The following is a 15,732-nucleotide window of genomic DNA, read 5'->3' as shown; positions in this document are numbered from 1 at the left end:
CATCATAACTTTAGGAACTTGAGTTATAGCCTACGATAACGCATGAGATTGATGTAGTAATGGACGACAAATAGCAGAAAATGTACAAGAGGCTCCTTGTTACGATAGTAACGCGGAGCCTCTTGTGGTTTAAAGGAAGCCTGCTATTTAGGAGACGTGGGAGCAGTTGATAAAACATAAATCCAATTCTCCAAGCTCAGTAGAGAACAGAAACTCATATTTTCACATTTGTCAAATATCCTCGGATTACGTAAAATAAATTTTTGAAGGCAGACCCTCTTCTTATCCACAAGCATGAGTGATCTTCCACATCCTTTTTCACGTAATCAAACGTTGGTAGAATAAGTTTTTCAAGCAAAAACCATATTTATCCACCACTTTATCCACATTATCCACAGTATTGTTGGTAACTTTGATGTATTCTATCCCCTGCAAAGCGTTTGTTTCGAAAACACTTGTTGCAGGACTTCACCTTAGTTACCCACAAATTACTCTGGATATGTGGATAACTATAATCACACCTTGACAGATTCGGTTATCACGATATAGTTTTTCGTTCATTCCATTCCTCCATATTTAAACAGGCAAGTGGGCGTGTTCCATTTCTGATCAAATCATTTATAAAACAGAAAAAGGGTTCCATTCCGCCCAATCTATGGCGGGAAGGAACCCTTTTCAGCTCTTTTTTGCTATAGCATATTCATATCTCTAAGGGAGCTTAGTGTACAGGCACCTCTTCACTATCCACAACAGACTCTGCTTTCAGTCCAGCTGCATTACATGCCGCAACGTATGCCAAACCTGCGGCCATGACAATATCATGATGTGTTGCTGTCCCTCTGAACTCTCGTCCGGCACGTTCTACCGTGATCACGGCTTCCGCGCTGGCTCCTTCTCCCCCACTCAAGGCATGCATCTCCATATCAACAAACGTAATGTCATCTGAGATACACTGCCCGATAGCCTGAATCGTTGCATCTACAGGCCCTTTGCCTACGGCAGAGTAGGACTGTTCCCCTGCACTCGTACGAATACGGACTGCAGCCATGCGGTCTGTCATGCTGCCTGCCGTCACTTGTAGCTCAACCAATTCATAGTCTTGTGCCGGAATATTCATCGTTTGACTTACCATTTGCAGCAACTGGTCATCACTTACCACTTTTTGCTGGTCTGCGGTTACTTTGAACACTTCGTACAGCTGTTCCATCTGTTGCTCATCCGGCTCAAACCCGTATTTGCGCACCCGATCCTTCAGAGCGTGACGACCAGAGTGTTTACCCAAAATAATCATACTGCGCGGAATGCCCAGTGCTTCCGGATCCATAATCTCATACGTATTGCGGTTCTTCAGCAAACCGTCCTGATGAATGCCAGACTCATGCTGGAAGGCATTGCGTCCAACAACCGGTTTGTTGTAAGCGATCGGAAAATGCATGGCACGGCTAATCTGGCGAGATGTCTCATACAGTTGATTCAGCTTGATGTTGGTCGTTGCTCCAATCACATCTCCACGAGTTTCCAGCGCCATAATCAGTTCCTCTAACGCACAATTTCCCGTCCGTTCTCCAATCCCGTTAATCGTCACTTCAATCTGGGAAGCACCATTCGCAATAGCAGCCAGACTGTTCGCCACGGCAAGCCCCAGATCGTTATGGCAGTGAGCACTATAGCGAACTTTATCGCCGCCCCTTGCCCCCTCACGAACTCGCCGGAACATTTCCCCATACTCATGTGGCAGCGCATAACCAACGGTATCCGGCAGATTAATAATGCTTGCCCCTGCCTCAATGGCCACTTCAACCATTTCAATCAGATCATCCATCTGGGTACGCGCAGCGTCCATCGCTGTGAACTCCACGATATCCGTAAACTGGCGTGCATAGGAGACCATCTCCCGAGCCGTAGCCACCACTTCACTGCGTGGACGGCGCAGCTGATGCTCAATATGAATATCAGACGAGGATATAAACAGGTGGATTCGTCGCCGGGCCGCATCCGCTGTAGCCTTCACTGCAGCATCGATATCGCCTTTGACTGCACGCGCAAATCCGCAGATTTCCACCTGTTGCAATTGTCTTGAGATCGCCTGAACCGCCTCAAACTCCCCTGGACTGGAGATGGGAAATCCAGGCTCAATGACGTCAATGCCAAGCGCTGCCAGCTGGTGAGCCAGCTCTATTTTTTGCTCCGGATGCAGGCTGGCTCCGGGGGCTTGCTCTCCATCTCGCAGCGTTGTATCAAAAATGTCAATCATGCGTTTGTTCGGATTCGTTGTCATATTCATTAACCTCCATTAATTTGGGATATCGGTTCGTATATGTTTGGTTTGTGAAAAGTTATGTTCAATGTGATGTGTGATGGTTCAAAGTGTACGTCGACTTACACCATGAACTGTTGTTCCAGATTTCCTGATCAGACTTGCATCCATATGGTTGTTCCATTTTGCCCACCCTGCTGCCGGCAGCAAAAACAAATAACCCGCCGTCTCATCAAAGAGACGGCGGGTTATTCTCCCCTCCGCGGTACCACTCTCGCTTGATGGCTCAGTCTGCACCGACACCATCCACCTCGTGTTCTCCAAAAAGTCCATTAGACTCCACCCTAACTACGGCGAAACCGTAACAATTCAGAGAAACGCCCTGTAACGGGGGTTAACCGTTGCTGTGTACACATGAGTTGACACCGTCTCGTTTAGTGACGAACATGCTCAACCTCTTCTCATGTTTCCAAAGCTCTGTTCCCGGGCGAGATTCAAACGATCCCGGCCACTGCGTCGCACCACCCCGCAGCTCTCTGAGCGCCTTTGCCGTTCTACTGCTCCCGTTCATTACGTTTGTTGATATGATATTCATTGTTAATATTGATCAAAAAATAAAATCAAAAAAGCCTGCCCTCTCCTGCGTAATGCAAGAGACGACAGGCTGTTCACCTTCGCGGTACCACTCTTGTTGACCCCAAGTCTGTTCGAATAACGGCTTGAAAGTCCCCTTAGTATTGTCCATCGATCTCTACACTTCGGATTAGCGTAACGGAAATCGTCTCCGTTCGTTCTAATCTGAAAAATGGGATCGAGCACAATGGCCCTTTCACGGAGGCAACCCGTAACGATATACTTTCGGCTGGTTTCAGCCTTCGGCCTGTTGCTTGATAGCCGTGTTCCATCGTTCCGCTTCCAGGTGAGTTTCAGGTTTCCTTCGGCTACGTTGCACCATCCCGCAGCTCTCTAATGACCGGGAGTGACCTTACTGTTCCTGTTCATCGCGTTTTTCAATTCAGGAGATAATTCCTGTTTAAATTTGTAACTAATATACATTCTTCACAAACCGCTGTCAACCATTCATTTCAAAAATGAACAATCTCTTTCCCAAATAGACTACGTTAAGATGCACTCCCAGAGAACTTTACGCTTCGGTCTGAACCGACCAGGCTTCCAGAGAAAGTCCAGGGTCTGCCTTCGCGTCAAAATCAGTCCCCTCGCCGCGAATCCATTTCAGATGTGCTGCCGCGCCGATCATGGCTGCATTATCCGTACAATATTCCATTGGCGGGATGACGAGTTCAAGCCCTTCCTTCGCACAGCGTTCCTGCAAGGCTGTCCGCAAACCACGATTGGCCGCAACCCCTCCGCACAGAAGTAACTGACGTGAGCCATATTCACGAACAGCACGTACCGCTTTTTCCACGAGCACTTCAACGACTGCTTCTTGAAAACCACGTGCCACTGCAGAAGGTTCCAACGTTTCACCACGCATCTTGGCCTGATTCAGTGCGTTGAGTACAGCCGATTTTAAGCCACTTAGACTGAAGTCATAGGACCCTGCTTCAAGCCATACCCGTGGCAAAGGAACCACATCTTCAGCTTCGGATGCCATGCGGTCTACATGCGGCCCTCCCGGATATGGACAGCCCAGTGCACGAGCCACTTTGTCATAAGCTTCACCGACAGCATCGTCCCGTGTGCGTCCGATCAGCTTGAATTTGCCCTCGGACTCCAGATGCACAAGCTCGGTGTGCCCGCCTGACACCACAAGAGCCATCGCCGGATATTGCAATTCACGTACAAGGCGATTGGCATAAATATGACCAGCAATATGATGGGTGCCGATCAGCGGTTTGCCCAGAGCCATCGCAAGCGTCTTCGCTGCTACGATACCCACCAGCAGTGCGCCGACCAATCCAGGTCCCTGTGTAACCGCAATCGCGCTCAGATCACGCGGACGAATACCAGACTGCTCGATCGCCTGCTCCAGCATCAGTGTGATAACTTCAACATGCTTGCGTGAAGCTACCTCGGGTACAACTCCGCCAAACGCTTTATGTGTCTCGATCTGACTAGAGATGAGATTGGACAGCACTTCACGTCCATCTTTGACCACGGCTACCGATGTTTCATCACAGCTGGTCTCTACCGCCAGAATATAGGATGGAGTTCCGCCTTGATTATCTATAAGATCATTCATGAATCCATTACGCTTCCTTCCTCTTCGCCGCTCCGGCTTGCAGGCGGAAGCACCGCCCACATGATCATTGCATCCTCTCCATTATCAGAGTAATACCCTTTGCGCAGACCTGCCGATTCAAACCCTTTTTTCTGATACAAATTTTGAGCCACGACATTCGACACCCGAACCTCCAATGTCATTCGCTCCATGCCGAGATAGGCTGCCGTCTTCATTAGCTCGTCCAGTAATTTTTCGCCCAGCTTGCGGCCCTGGTATGCTTTTCTCACCGCGATATTGGTAATGTGTGCCTCGTCCATAATGGTCCACATGCCCGCATACCCAATCGCCGTGCCGTCCAGCTCCATGACCATATATTTAGCAAAATGATTATGCTTCAATTCATTGTGAAATGCCTCTTCCGTCCAAGGGAGGGTAAATGCCTCATGTTCAATCTCCATCACGTCAGAAATATCTTCCACCGTCATGAGTCTGAATTGAAACTCCGTTTCCTGTCCTTCGTTCGCTGCGTTGTCCATCCGCTCTCCCTCTCCCTTCAGCCTTTGCGAAGCAGGTTGGCTTCGGCTTCGGACAGCTGGGTGTAGTTCGGCACCAGGGCATGTACGTCGTCGCGCTGACCTGCAAGCAGCGCTTCGGCGCCAAGGCGCCCAATCCAGCGGCCTTCCAGCTCATACGGGACGAGCTGGAGCGCCGTTCCTGCGGGGCAGCGAAGCTCTGCCGCTGCCGCCGCATGTTGGCCCGTCTCGCCGACGATCCAGACGGCAGCGGGCCGCTCTTCCGGCGCCGCCTCCGTCAGGCGGGCGGCGAGCTCTTCCAGCCATCCGTTCACTTGGCGGATGGCATCCGGCGCCAGCCGGCGGGGCGCATCGCCGCCGGCGGAGGCGAACAGCGCGGTATAGGCTTGACCGCGCCGCGCATCCACGAGCGGAACGATCCAGTGGACAGAGGCGGCACCAGTGCCGCCCTGGTCCGCGGATGGCGTTCCGCCAGCCCCGGCTGCGGCATCATCTGCCGCAGCTTGCGCCTTGGCGGCGAGGCCGCTGTGCCAGCCGCCCCAGGCGAGGGCCTGCAGGCTGGACACCCCGGCAACGGGGATGTCCCACGCCCAGGCCAGCGTCTTTGCCGCGGTCACCGCAATGCGGATGCCCGTGTACGAGCCTGGCCCAATGCCGACGGCGATCCCGTCCAGTTGGCCTGGCTTCGTGCCGCTGGCTGCAAGCAACTGCTCCATCACGGGCACAACGTGCACCGAGTGATTACGTTCTGCTCGCTCATTGCGCTCCTCCAGCAACGACCGTTCCTCCATCACCGCTGCGGCCATCACCGCTGTAGATGTATCCAGCACCAAAAACCGCTGACGCGGCTTTTCCTGCAACTCTTCGATCGTCTCATTATTTCCCAAACCCTTGATCGTTCCTTCTTTTCCCAAACCCTTGATCTTTCCCTCATTACCCAAACCTTGTATCATCCTTTAACTCCATTCTGTCTGAACTGTCGGCATAGCGCGGCATATCCCTCACCATACCCATCCAGTGTTATCATTCGATCTTCCAGACCTGTCGTCTCAATCTGCACATGAAGATGCTCTTTGGGTAACAACTCAGGAATGATGCTGGACCACTCCACCAAACTGACTCCCGTACCATAAAAATATTCTTCAAGACCCAGCTCGTCCGCTTCTTCTAACGAAATGCGGTATACATCCATGTGATATAGCGGCAATCGCCCCTCGTATTCCTTGATCAGCGTAAAGGTAGGACTACTTACAACATCTCTCACGCCCAAATGCCAGGCAAACTTCTGAGAAAAAGCAGTTTTTCCCGCACCCAAATCGCCGTCCAGTGCAATGACCATTCCAGCTTGTGCCTGCGTCGCAAGTGCAGCCGCAAGCGTTTCTGTATCTGCAATGCTGCGGGAGTGATATACCCACTGCTCATGCGTCTGATTCAATATACGCCCCACCTTTGACGGTCTTCCGTCTGAGTTCACTTTGAACCTTATTATATCGGTCCCTTTCCTTGCCCGCAACATCGAAGGAACATGCTGGAAAGGTTAGACTTAATAACCATCTCTTTGCGTAATCACAGAAAGGATTCTAACCTAAAAAACCGATACCTTTCGGTATCGGCCGCATTTTTATTGATTTCAAGAATGTTCTCACTTCTCTTTTGTCACATTTTTATAGCTGCTACTCTTCCAGACGATCCACTCGCACCGTTTGGGTGTTTCCTGGTCTGCTGCCCACCTGTACCGTTGCCATACCGTTTGCCTCATCCACATTTTCAATCCAGACAGGTTCTCCTTCAAGCGTCACTGCGATTGTATCTTTGGAATTATATATGGCTTTGGCCCGCTTCGCATCCATCATATTATTCGTAGTCTCCTTCCGGGTCTTCATTGTGGTTTTCTTGCACAATCGTATCTGTCGTACTATCGCCAATATAACCGTTATCCTCTGTAACCTGACCGCCGCCTAAACCCTCATTCACCATACGATCGATATCCAGCATAAAAGATTCCCGATCGAGCGGCAGCTTTTCTGAAGTCACTGCTTCCCAGTTCACATCTGCTGCCGGCGTATAAAACTCTTCTGCACTTTCGGCATCCTCCAGAGGATAGGGCGTGAACGTATGCTTGTGCGCCTCTTCCTCATCTCGCCTGTTCTTCATCTGGCACCTCCCCATCATGTTTCTGTTATCATCCCCGACTCTTGCAGAACCATACAAAATGCTGGAGACCCCGATCTAGACATTCCAAACCACCGTACAATCCAGTGTTTTACGACTATCCCTTACAACAGCTGCCCATACTATTAATAAAAAAAGAAATTTGAAAGGAGCCGCTCTTATGCACACGGTCTGGAAAGGTGCGATCAGTTTTGGTCTCGTGCATGTCCCTGTCAAAATGTTCTCGGCTACCGAGGACAAAGATATCTCCATGCGTTACATTCATAACGTTTGTGGAAGCCCGCTCGCTTATGTACGTCAGTGCCCCTCCTGTGAGGTCGAAGTCAAATGGGAAGAGATCACCAAAGGTTATGAATATGAGAAGGGCAAATTTGTTCTTTTTGAAAAAGAAGAACTTGAGGCCTTAAACGAGTCCAACAGCAAAACCATTACCATTCTGGATTTTGTGGATTTGACTGAGATTGACCCCATCTATTTTCAAAAAACCTATTACCTCTCTCCTGATCAGGCTGGGGGTAATGCCTATCAGCTTCTCATGAACGCCATGCGGGATACAGGTAAAATAGGCATTGCTAAAATCTCCATTCGCTCCAAAAGCAGTCTTGCGGCCATCCGTGTTCTAGAGGACTGCTTGTCGATGGAAACTATTTTTTACCCGGATGAGATCCGTCCCGTGTCTCAGGTTCCTAACCTCCCTGAAGTTCAAAATGTTAACGAAAAAGAACTCACGATGGCGAAACTGCTAATCGACCAACTTTCGACTCCGTTTGAACCTGGTAAATATACAGATGATTATCGGGCGAAGCTGCTCGACCTCATTCAACACAAGGTCGCTGGTGAAGAAATCAAGATTGCTCCAGCCAAACCGGAAGCTAATGTGATGGATCTTATGGCCGCCCTTCAAGCAAGTATTGAAGCCGTCAAGCCAATTCCTTCAGACCCTGGGACATCCACGGCTAAACCTAAAAAACGCGCTACGCGCAAAACAACCGCCCAGGCTGTTGCCGGAGGAGAAACCGATGCTCCCCCTGCTGCTCCGAAACGAAAAAAAGCCCCAGCTAAACCCAAAGCGTAAGCGTGCTGGTGAAGTAGGAAGACTCGGGTCCCACTTGTGTCTAACGGACCGTAATTGGATCAACATGATCCAATGGCTGCCCTAACGGTCCGTTAGCAAGTGGTGGAAGAATCTTATAGATCACCATCCTCGGCTCGCTCCTATGACCATCCCCAATTACACAGACATTTCTGACACTTCTGGTGAAACAATTTTGCCTAAGTTATTGACTAAACGAGGTAAATATTTTATATTAACTTATGAAAAGTAACTTATTTGTATTTGTATAGTGTTGTTTCATTTTCAAGTCATATGCTTCAAGGCTCTCACCCTTATATCGATATGCAACTCGTTCCAATATTTAATATTCCCACATCATAATTTGTGATTTGTTCACATGAGAAAGCATTATAAGGAGGAACTAACCATGAGTACTACTTATCAAATTCCAGCCACAACCCATTTAGGTGAAGTCAGTCTCAAAATTAGCAATCTGGATCGATCCATCCAGTTTTATACGGACGTTGTTGGCCTCAAACTGCTGACACGCCAAGATCATATCGCCACAATGACAGCGGGCGGAAAGAACGTCCTTCTTCGCCTTGAAGAAGTGAGCAACAGCATTACATTGCCTGAGCGCTCCCATGCCGGCTTGTACCATTTTGCCATTCTTTTGCCTGACCGCAAGTCGCTTGGACTTGCCATTCGTAATCTTGTCGCATCCGGGATCGATATCGGTCAAGGAGATCACCTGGTGAGTGAAGCCTTTTATATCTCTGACCCCGATTTGAACGGGATTGAAATCTATGCCGACCGCCCTCGCGATACTTGGAAACGGGATGCTGACAATAATTATGTCATGGCAAGCGATCCAGTGGATGTGCAAAGCTTGTTTGATCTGTCGGCAAGTGAAACTTGGAGCGGCCTGCCAGCTGGCACCGTTATCGGTCATGTTCACTTTCACGTTCGCAGTCTGGAAGAAGCCCGCAGCTTCTACTCCGGTATTCTCGGATTTGATGTTGTAGGCAACTTCGCCAACATGTCAGCACTGTTTGTGTCTGCCGGAGGGTACCATCACCATCTGGGGCTGAATATCTGGGCTGGAGTGAACGCTCCGATTAATCCTGCTAATGCTACGGGAATCGACTATTTCACCATTGTGTATGCCCATAACCATGAAGTTGAGCAGGCCGTTCAACGTCTGCGCCAGGCAGGTGTTGAAGTAAGCCCGGATGGAGATGCATGGTACGCGTCAGACCCGCAAAACATCGGAATCCGCCTGACTGCAGAGGCCTAAAGCCAATTCGTTTTACTTTAAACGCAAGCTGTTACCATCCATTCACTCTGCCGACTTAATTCTGCATTCCTTCTCTTGGCCAAACTTGTTACTGCAAAAAAAGCCTGACCCTCGTTCCTCCAAAGCTTCTTCGGGAGGTAAAAGGTCGGGCTTTTTTTATACCTCTGATAAAACCGTAAATATTGGTACATCCTAACCTAGACTTAAACATTGTCAGACGAAGGAGATTTATTGGAATGATTGAAAAGGGACGTTTGACCGTCAGGCAACTTGCTTCGCTGATGTTCCTTTGCACAATCGGTGAGCAGATTCTCTTTTTCCCAACGATGATCACATCTTATGCTCAGCAAGATGCCTGGATCTCTTCCTTACTTGGCGTAGGAGGCGGAATGGTTGTACTTCTGATCATGTTTGCCGTATATCGCTTGGATCCGCGTCTGAATTTAATTGAACATGTACTCCGGGTGCTGGGGCCTTGGGTAGGTGCTATTGTCAGCGCATTCTATCTTTTTTATTTTCTGATTGGTGCATCGACGTTTATCCGTGAAATGGGAGACTTTATGACGACGGACATTCTGAGAAATTCGCCATTATGGGTGTTACACCTGACATTCATCTGTGCTCTAGTTTGGGGATTGCGGTCAGGGCTCCCTAACATCGGAAGAACTGCTGAAATCTTGTTGCCTATCGTTGTCCTGTTCTTGATTATTCTCACACTATGTCTACTCCCCAAAGCAGAGCTCGACAATATAAAACCTATCCTTGGTCGGGGATTCCTCGATCCTTTCAAAGGCTTTGTTGCTGTACTTACATATCCGTACTGTGAATTATGTATTTTCATGATGTTATTGCCTTACACGGAACAGCGCCCTCATCTGAAAAGAGATTTTTTGCTCATGGGTATGATTGGCGGATTAATGTTAACGCTGACCATAAGCATGTGTCTGCTTATTTTGGGACCATTCATGACACAGCATTACTGGTTTACGTCGTTTAATCTGTCACGCTTGATTAACATCGGAAAATTTTTGCAACGAATTGAAGCCATTATGGCTTCCGTCTGGGTTATCGCTGTATTTTTCAAAAGTGTGCTCTTCTTCTACAGCTTTGCGCTTGGACTCGCTCATCTGTTTCGCTTGTCCAGCTATCGAAATCTCATCTTCCCAGCGGCATTGCTTATTTTAACGTGTTCCATCCTGATCTCTCCGAATGAAACATTCTATCTGAAAGTGATCATTCCATACTGGATTGACTGGGATTTGACCTGTGGCATTTTTCTCCCGCTGCTGCTGATCCTGATCCATCATTTGAAACATAAATTGCAAAAACATTAATGCCCTCCACGTATTTGGTTTAAACCTAATATGCGGCTGGCATAAGGAAAGGAGTAACACATGATCAAACCTGTTATACCGTTCGAACCTGTATCCCGGGACTCTTTACCCGCAGGCTCCCAATGGATTGCCCAGATTAAGTGGGATGGTGTACGCATGCTCGCCTATGAGAACGGACAAGAATTACGGCTCGTCAATCGCAGATTACACGACCGGACGACCCAGTATCCAGAACTAGTAGAACCGCGCGATCTATGTGAGGGTACCTCTTACATTTTGGATGGTGAGATCATCGCACTCGATCCAAATTCGGGACGTCCTTCCTTTTACCATGTACTCCGCCGGGATCGCATGAGCAAGCCGCATAACATTGCTCAAGCCAAACAGCAGATACCGATTACTTATATGGTTTTTGACATTCTTTATTACGACGGGAAGTGGGTCACAGATCAGACATTATCTGCTCGCCAGCAGCTGCTTCACCAAGTGCTACGTACCAGCAATCATGTTCAGGAAGTGACCAACGCACCCGATGCACCCGCTCTGCTTCACGTCATGAGGCAACATCAGATGGAAGGTATCGTCTGCAAGGATCTCACCAGCACTTACGGGATCGGCGGCAAGGACTCACGCTGGCAGAAAGTGAAGATCATGCATGATCTATACGCCATGATCGGGGGCGTTACGTATCGCGATGGAATCGTAAACGCCGTTGCAGTCGGCGTATTTGACGGACCTCATTTTATCTATATTGGTCATGTAGGTACAGGGAAGTTGAACATCAATCGCTGGCGGGAACTCACTTCACAGGTGCAACCACTTATCATAAAAGATAGACCATTCCATAACATCCCTGAGCGAAGCGCAGAGACAACTTGGGTACAACCCAAGATTGGGCTTAAGGTGCAGTACATGGAACTGACCCATCATCAAACGCTTCGTCATCCTAGCATCCAAACTTTTGCAGAAGTGACACGGGAGGACTGCCTGGCGAGCCAGCTCTACCCTTAATTCCACTGAAAGGAGATGCACAGTGTGCCACACAAAATTAAAGGTTCCATCATGATCGAAGGTGTAGAACTCACGGTTACGAATCCAGACAAACTGTTATGGCCAGAAGCAGGGATAACCAAAGCTATCTATTTGCAAAAACTGGCTGCTCTTGCTCCCTATCTACTGACATACACCCGCAACCGTTTATTGACAACCATTCGATACCCTCATGGCGCCAACGACACGTTTTTTTATCAGAAAAATGCACCAGAGCCCGTACCTGATTTCGTTGATACACAGAACTATGAAGGCATCCGCTACATCGTCATGAACGGGCTACCTGAACTGCTCTGGTTAGGGAATCTAGCAGCACTTGAATTCCATCCTTCGCTTCATGCGATTAACAGTACGCTTCCTTGTGAATGGATGATTGATCTCGACCCTTCGATGGAGCATGAGCCGCGGATCATGCAGGCCGCATTGATTGTAGGTGAAACATTGTCTTCCCTTGGATTGCAATCCGTTCCCAAAACCTCTGGCGCCACAGGTGTTCAAATTATTGTTCCAATTACGTCTGGTGTAACATTTGATGAGTTACGGGATATCGGTCATTTTGTAGGTAAATATGTCACGCAAAAGCATCCTGAATTGTTTACACTGGAACGGCTCAAAAAAGATCGGGGTGATCGAATTTACTTTGATTATCTCCAGCATTATGGCGGCAAAACATTAGCTGCTCCCTATACACCTCGCGCCAAGCCAAAGGGAACCGTCTCCACACCGCTGACTTGGGATGAGGTGCGCCGTGATGTCTCGATTCAGGATTTTCATCTTATGAACATTATTGAACGTCTGACAACCGTTGGGGACCTGATAGCAGCCGTGCCTCCGCAACCTATGGAACTGATTCTGAAACATTTGAAGAAAAAATAGCCGATACCCTGTAATTCAGGATATCGGCTATTGATGTAGCAGAACAATGGTGCTTTCTTTTGTTGTTAACTTACCCTTGTGTCAAATCAAGCGCTTCGCTAATGGATGCCTTTTTTCTTGAAACGCCCGCCCTTCACATCATGAATGTTACCGATGGCTACAAAAGCTTGCGGGTCCCAATCCTCAACTATGGACTTCAGCTTGGCTTCTTCCAGACGAGTGATGACAACAAAAATGATCTTTTTCTCATCCCCGCTGAATCCGCCTTCTCCGTCCAGATACGTTACACCACGTCCGAGACGATCCGTCAACGCGGAACCGATATCACGATACTTCTCACTGATGATCCAGACCGACTTGGACTGATCCAACCCTTCATTCACAATATCAATCATCTTCATGGCAATATAATAGGCAATCATCGAGTACAGAGCGTTTGGCCAGCCGAATACAAATCCAGCACCCGCGAAAATAAATACGTTAATAATCAAAACAATCTGTCCCACAGACAGCGGTGATTTCTCACTAAACAGAATAGCTACGATCTCTGTACCGTCCAGTGAACCACCAGAACGAATAACGAGACCTACTCCCACACCCAGAATCAATCCGCCGAATACAGCACCCAGAAGCGGTTCACCCGGTGTTAGTGCTGGAACTTCGTGCAACAGCGATGTTCCAATAGACATCACGACGATTCCCAGCAAAGTAGATAATGCAAAGGTCTTGCCAATCTGCTTGTAACCAAGGATTAGAAAAGGCATATTGAGCAGAGTCAGAAATATCCCCAGCGGCAGATGTGTAAGCTCTGACACCATAATCGAGATCCCCGTGATACCGCCGTCGATGACGCCGTTTGGCACTAGGAATACTTCAAGCGATACAGCCATGAGTGCAGCACCGATCAGGATCATTACAATACGCTGCAGAAACTTCAGCGTAAACACCGAGCTTTTGACGCCGCGGTCGGCTTGCTTGGCTGTTAGTTCTTTCACCGTTACATTGGACATGGTATCCCCCCCGTAAAATCAGAATGTGAATCCATTTTATATATCCATTAAATTACTCCACGGGGAAGCTCCATGTAGAAAATCAGCCAAACTGTATTCTTCATGTACTTTAACCCAACATCAAAACGGGCATCTAAAGGCGATATAAAATAGATTCAAGATGTACTGCTTGCCGGATCACACTTCCAAAAGAGAGCAAAAGGGAGCCTGTTTCCCCAGACTCCCCTCCTTCATCACGACATGATTTATATAACTATTATATCATAAAAGATCAAATTGGAGCAAAATACTTAGCAAAAAGAAGATAAATTCAAAAAAAGTGAATTTATCTTCGGAAATCTGCCCTAAATCAGCTAAAGAAGCGGAGAAAGCATGCGAGAAAGCATTTCAGCCCCTTTTTGCAGCCGTGAACGATGTTGGAATGCGAAGGTATCTATTTGGCTGCACTCCTCTAGATCACGTTCAAAATCATGCAGCAGACGATGGATCGCAGAGCTTTCAAACAATACAGCCGTCAATTCAAAATTATAAAAGAAACTGCGCATGTCCATGTTGGCCGTGCCTACTGTTGCCAATAATTCATCAACGATCATTACTTTGGCATGCACGAAACCTTTGCGGTATTGATAAAATTTCACACCGGCACGAAGCAACTCTTCAACATAAGAAAGCGATGCCAGATGCACTAGCCGTGAATCGGACTGATACGGAATAACAATTCGCACATCCACCCCACTGACTGCGGCGGTCTTGAGAGCCTCGTAAAGAGCTGGATCAGGAATGAAATACGGGGTGGTAATGTATATACGTTCGCAGGCTACTGAAATTGCACCAAAACACATCTCCTGAATGGCATCCCAATCCTGATCGGGTCCGCTGCCTAAAATCTGAATCCGTTCTCCGCCGCTGCAAATATGGGGTGGAAACAATTCTCCGAGCTGCGGCTCCATAATCCGTTTTCCCGAGGCCAGCTTCCAGTCGTTAAGAAACGTGCTTTGCAGGAAATAGACAGCATCTCCTTCAATCTGCACATGGGTATCTCGCCAAAATCCGACCTCCGGGTATTGACCCAGATAGTCATCTCCGACGTTAATACCACCCACAAAACCAACCTTCCCATCCACAACTACAATTTTACGGTGGTTTCGGTAATTGACTCTGCGATCAATCGTCGCAATGAGCGGCGGCAGAAAAAAATGAAACTCAACACCCGCATCTTGAAGCTTGCGGATAAAACTCCAGCTCAGGTTATGACTGCCAAGCCCATCGCAAATGAACCTGACTTTAACTCCCTCCTGGGCTTTACGGATCATCACCTCTTGAAAGCGAGTACCGATCACATCATCTCTGAAAATATAGAACTCGACATGCAGATGGTGCTTCGCCTTCTCCATCTCTCTAAGCATAGCTGCAAAAGCCTCTTCCCCATTTGTGAGCACCTTGCTCCGGTTACATCCCGTAATCGGGCTCTCGGACAAATGGGTTAACAGGTTGAATAAACGGTGCTGGTGATTGTATCGATCCCCCGGCATTTGGGCAACCTCTTCTATAATGTGCGCCTGTTTCCAGATCGTTTCGCGCATCTCCCTGAAGATGCGAGACCCTCCCTTTCGCAGTTTTTTGCGTTTGCTGTAGTCCTGTGCCACGAAATAGTACACAACGAATCCGATTATAGGCACACAAAATAAGATGAACAACCAAGCCACTGCTTTGGCCGGATTGCGGAACTCCAGCAAAAGAATCGTAGCCGCTTGAAAAATAAAAACAAGTAAAATAATGAACAGCCAGAACATGCGGCCTCCCCCTTAGTGCATACGCTCTAATATTTTAATTATCTATTTTGTAATATTCCGTTATCTCGCTCACCAGCTTTGCCTTGTTTCATTCTAACCAGCTTTGACGATAATGTTCCCAGCTAATCATAGATACCCAATGTCGACCTTATTCGTAACGAATACTTAGAT

Annotated in this window: 15 protein-coding genes and 1 other annotated feature; of the genes, 5 read left to right on the top strand and 10 right to left on the bottom strand. The window is 48.1% G+C overall.

The genetic code is table 11. The features are described 5' to 3' along the window. Positions 1 to 718: 718 nt before the first annotated feature. The 8 genes from ABIE27_RS21770 to ABIE27_RS21735 form a co-directional block, all read right to left on the bottom strand. Complete coding sequence (locus ABIE27_RS21770; protein ID WP_123063256.1) at positions 719 to 2,278, bottom strand: 2-isopropylmalate synthase; 1,560 nt, start codon at positions 2,276 to 2,278, stop codon at positions 719 to 721. 212 nt (positions 2,279 to 2,490) lie between these two features. Further along, positions 2,491 to 2,837 (bottom strand) — a binding site (T-box leader). A 151-nt stretch (positions 2,838 to 2,988) separates the two neighbouring features. Continuing rightward, positions 2,989 to 3,162 carry a hypothetical protein gene (locus ABIE27_RS21765; protein ID WP_429351462.1) on the bottom strand — a complete coding sequence of 58 codons (174 nt, stop codon included), beginning with the start codon at positions 3,160 to 3,162 and terminating at the stop codon, positions 2,989 to 2,991. 239 nt (positions 3,163 to 3,401) lie between these two features. Beyond that, positions 3,402 to 4,460 carry a tRNA (adenosine(37)-N6)-threonylcarbamoyltransferase complex transferase subunit TsaD gene (gene tsaD / locus ABIE27_RS21760; RefSeq protein WP_123063254.1) on the bottom strand — a complete coding sequence of 353 codons (1,059 nt, stop codon included), beginning with the start codon at positions 4,458 to 4,460 and terminating at the stop codon, positions 3,402 to 3,404. Beyond that, positions 4,457 to 4,978: a ribosomal protein S18-alanine N-acetyltransferase gene (rimI, locus tag ABIE27_RS21755; protein WP_429351461.1), complete on the bottom strand. Its 522-nt coding sequence runs from the start codon at positions 4,976 to 4,978 to the stop codon at positions 4,457 to 4,459. Before rimI ends, tsaD begins: the two co-directional genes overlap by 4 nt. A 17-nt stretch (positions 4,979 to 4,995) precedes the next feature. Then, positions 4,996 to 5,928: a tRNA (adenosine(37)-N6)-threonylcarbamoyltransferase complex dimerization subunit type 1 TsaB gene (gene tsaB / locus ABIE27_RS21750; RefSeq protein ID WP_429351460.1), complete on the bottom strand. Its 933-nt coding sequence runs from the start codon at positions 5,926 to 5,928 to the stop codon at positions 4,996 to 4,998. After that, positions 5,925 to 6,410 carry a tRNA (adenosine(37)-N6)-threonylcarbamoyltransferase complex ATPase subunit type 1 TsaE gene (gene tsaE / locus ABIE27_RS21745; protein ID WP_123063252.1) on the bottom strand — a complete coding sequence of 162 codons (486 nt, stop codon included), beginning with the start codon at positions 6,408 to 6,410 and terminating at the stop codon, positions 5,925 to 5,927. The genes tsaB and tsaE overlap by 4 nt, the downstream gene beginning before the upstream one ends. Positions 6,411 to 6,648: 238 nt before the next feature. Further along, positions 6,649 to 6,825 carry an H-type small acid-soluble spore protein gene (locus ABIE27_RS21740; RefSeq protein WP_090918464.1) on the bottom strand — a complete coding sequence of 59 codons (177 nt, stop codon included), beginning with the start codon at positions 6,823 to 6,825 and terminating at the stop codon, positions 6,649 to 6,651. Positions 6,826 to 6,829: 4 nt separating this feature from the next. Next, complete coding sequence (locus tag ABIE27_RS21735) at positions 6,830 to 7,129, bottom strand: hypothetical protein (protein ID WP_240036676.1); 300 nt, start codon at positions 7,127 to 7,129, stop codon at positions 6,830 to 6,832. Positions 7,130 to 7,307: 178 nt separating this feature from the next. Between ABIE27_RS21735 and ABIE27_RS21730 the strand changes: the two genes are divergently transcribed. The 5 genes from ABIE27_RS21730 (at position 7,308) to ligD (ending at position 12,758) form a co-directional block, all read left to right on the top strand. Then, positions 7,308 to 8,222, top strand: coding sequence for a Ku protein (locus ABIE27_RS21730; protein ID WP_123063251.1), 915 nt, complete (start codon positions 7,308 to 7,310; stop codon positions 8,220 to 8,222). A 406-nt stretch (positions 8,223 to 8,628) separates the two neighbouring features. Then, complete coding sequence (locus tag ABIE27_RS21725; RefSeq protein WP_123063250.1) at positions 8,629 to 9,498, top strand: VOC family protein; 870 nt, start codon at positions 8,629 to 8,631, stop codon at positions 9,496 to 9,498. 236 nt (positions 9,499 to 9,734) lie between these two features. Beyond that, entirely contained in the window at positions 9,735 to 10,832 is a 1,098-nt protein-coding gene (locus tag ABIE27_RS21720; protein WP_123063249.1) for a GerAB/ArcD/ProY family transporter, read from the top strand. 60 nt (positions 10,833 to 10,892) lie between these two features. Further along, the gene (locus ABIE27_RS21715) at positions 10,893 to 11,843 is read left to right on the top strand and encodes an RNA ligase family protein (RefSeq protein ID WP_123063248.1); all 951 of its coding nucleotides are present in this window, start codon (positions 10,893 to 10,895) and stop codon (positions 11,841 to 11,843) included. 15 nt (positions 11,844 to 11,858) lie between these two features. Next, the gene (ligD, locus tag ABIE27_RS21710; RefSeq protein WP_429351459.1) at positions 11,859 to 12,758 is read left to right on the top strand and encodes a non-homologous end-joining DNA ligase; all 900 of its coding nucleotides are present in this window, start codon (positions 11,859 to 11,861) and stop codon (positions 12,756 to 12,758) included. A 98-nt stretch (positions 12,759 to 12,856) separates the two neighbouring features. On the opposite strand, the gene ABIE27_RS21705 is transcribed toward ligD, so the two are convergent. After that, a complete protein-coding gene (locus ABIE27_RS21705; protein ID WP_123063246.1) occupies positions 12,857 to 13,768 on the bottom strand; it encodes a YitT family protein in 912 nt (303 codons plus the stop codon). A 353-nt stretch (positions 13,769 to 14,121) separates the two neighbouring features. Beyond that, entirely contained in the window at positions 14,122 to 15,561 is a 1,440-nt protein-coding gene (cls, locus tag ABIE27_RS21700; protein WP_123063245.1) for a cardiolipin synthase, read from the bottom strand. Between the last annotated feature and the right edge of the window lie 171 nt (positions 15,562 to 15,732).

It is taken from the genome of Paenibacillus sp. 4624, from assembly GCF_050435065.1.
Lineage (GTDB): Bacteria > Bacillota > Bacilli > Paenibacillales > Paenibacillaceae > Paenibacillus > Paenibacillus amylolyticus_D.
This window is presented reverse-complemented; position numbering and strand designations above follow the sequence as displayed.

What these genes read in the sequence shown, in the direction of transcription:
- ABIE27_RS21770 (WP_123063256.1), bottom strand. Translation starts at nt 2,278, where the DNA reads ATGACAACGAATCCGAACAAACGCATGATTGACATTTTTGATACAACG.
- ABIE27_RS21765 (WP_429351462.1), bottom strand. Translation starts at nt 3,162, where the DNA reads ATGGAACACGGCTATCAAGCAACAGGCCGAAGGCTGAAACCAGCCGAA.
- tsaD (WP_123063254.1), bottom strand. Translation starts at nt 4,460, where the DNA reads ATGAATGATCTTATAGATAATCAAGGCGGAACTCCATCCTATATTCTG.
- rimI (WP_429351461.1), bottom strand. Translation starts at nt 4,978, where the DNA reads ATGGACAACGCAGCGAACGAAGGACAGGAAACGGAGTTTCAATTCAGA.
- tsaB (WP_429351460.1), bottom strand. Translation starts at nt 5,928, where the DNA reads ATGATACAAGGTTTGGGTAATGAGGGAAAGATCAAGGGTTTGGGAAAA.
- ABIE27_RS21740 (WP_090918464.1), bottom strand. Translation starts at nt 6,825, where the DNA reads ATGGATGCGAAGCGGGCCAAAGCCATATATAATTCCAAAGATACAATC.
- ABIE27_RS21735 (WP_240036676.1), bottom strand. Translation starts at nt 7,129, where the DNA reads ATGAAGAACAGGCGAGATGAGGAAGAGGCGCACAAGCATACGTTCACG.
- ABIE27_RS21730 (WP_123063251.1), top strand. Translation starts at nt 7,308, where the DNA reads ATGCACACGGTCTGGAAAGGTGCGATCAGTTTTGGTCTCGTGCATGTC.
- ABIE27_RS21725 (WP_123063250.1), top strand. Translation starts at nt 8,629, where the DNA reads ATGAGTACTACTTATCAAATTCCAGCCACAACCCATTTAGGTGAAGTC.
- ABIE27_RS21720 (WP_123063249.1), top strand. Translation starts at nt 9,735, where the DNA reads ATGATTGAAAAGGGACGTTTGACCGTCAGGCAACTTGCTTCGCTGATG.
- ABIE27_RS21715 (WP_123063248.1), top strand. Translation starts at nt 10,893, where the DNA reads ATGATCAAACCTGTTATACCGTTCGAACCTGTATCCCGGGACTCTTTA.
- ligD (WP_429351459.1), top strand. Translation starts at nt 11,859, where the DNA reads ATGCACAGTGTGCCACACAAAATTAAAGGTTCCATCATGATCGAAGGT.
- ABIE27_RS21705 (WP_123063246.1), bottom strand. Translation starts at nt 13,768, where the DNA reads ATGTCCAATGTAACGGTGAAAGAACTAACAGCCAAGCAAGCCGACCGC.
- cls (WP_123063245.1), bottom strand. Translation starts at nt 15,561, where the DNA reads ATGTTCTGGCTGTTCATTATTTTACTTGTTTTTATTTTTCAAGCGGCT.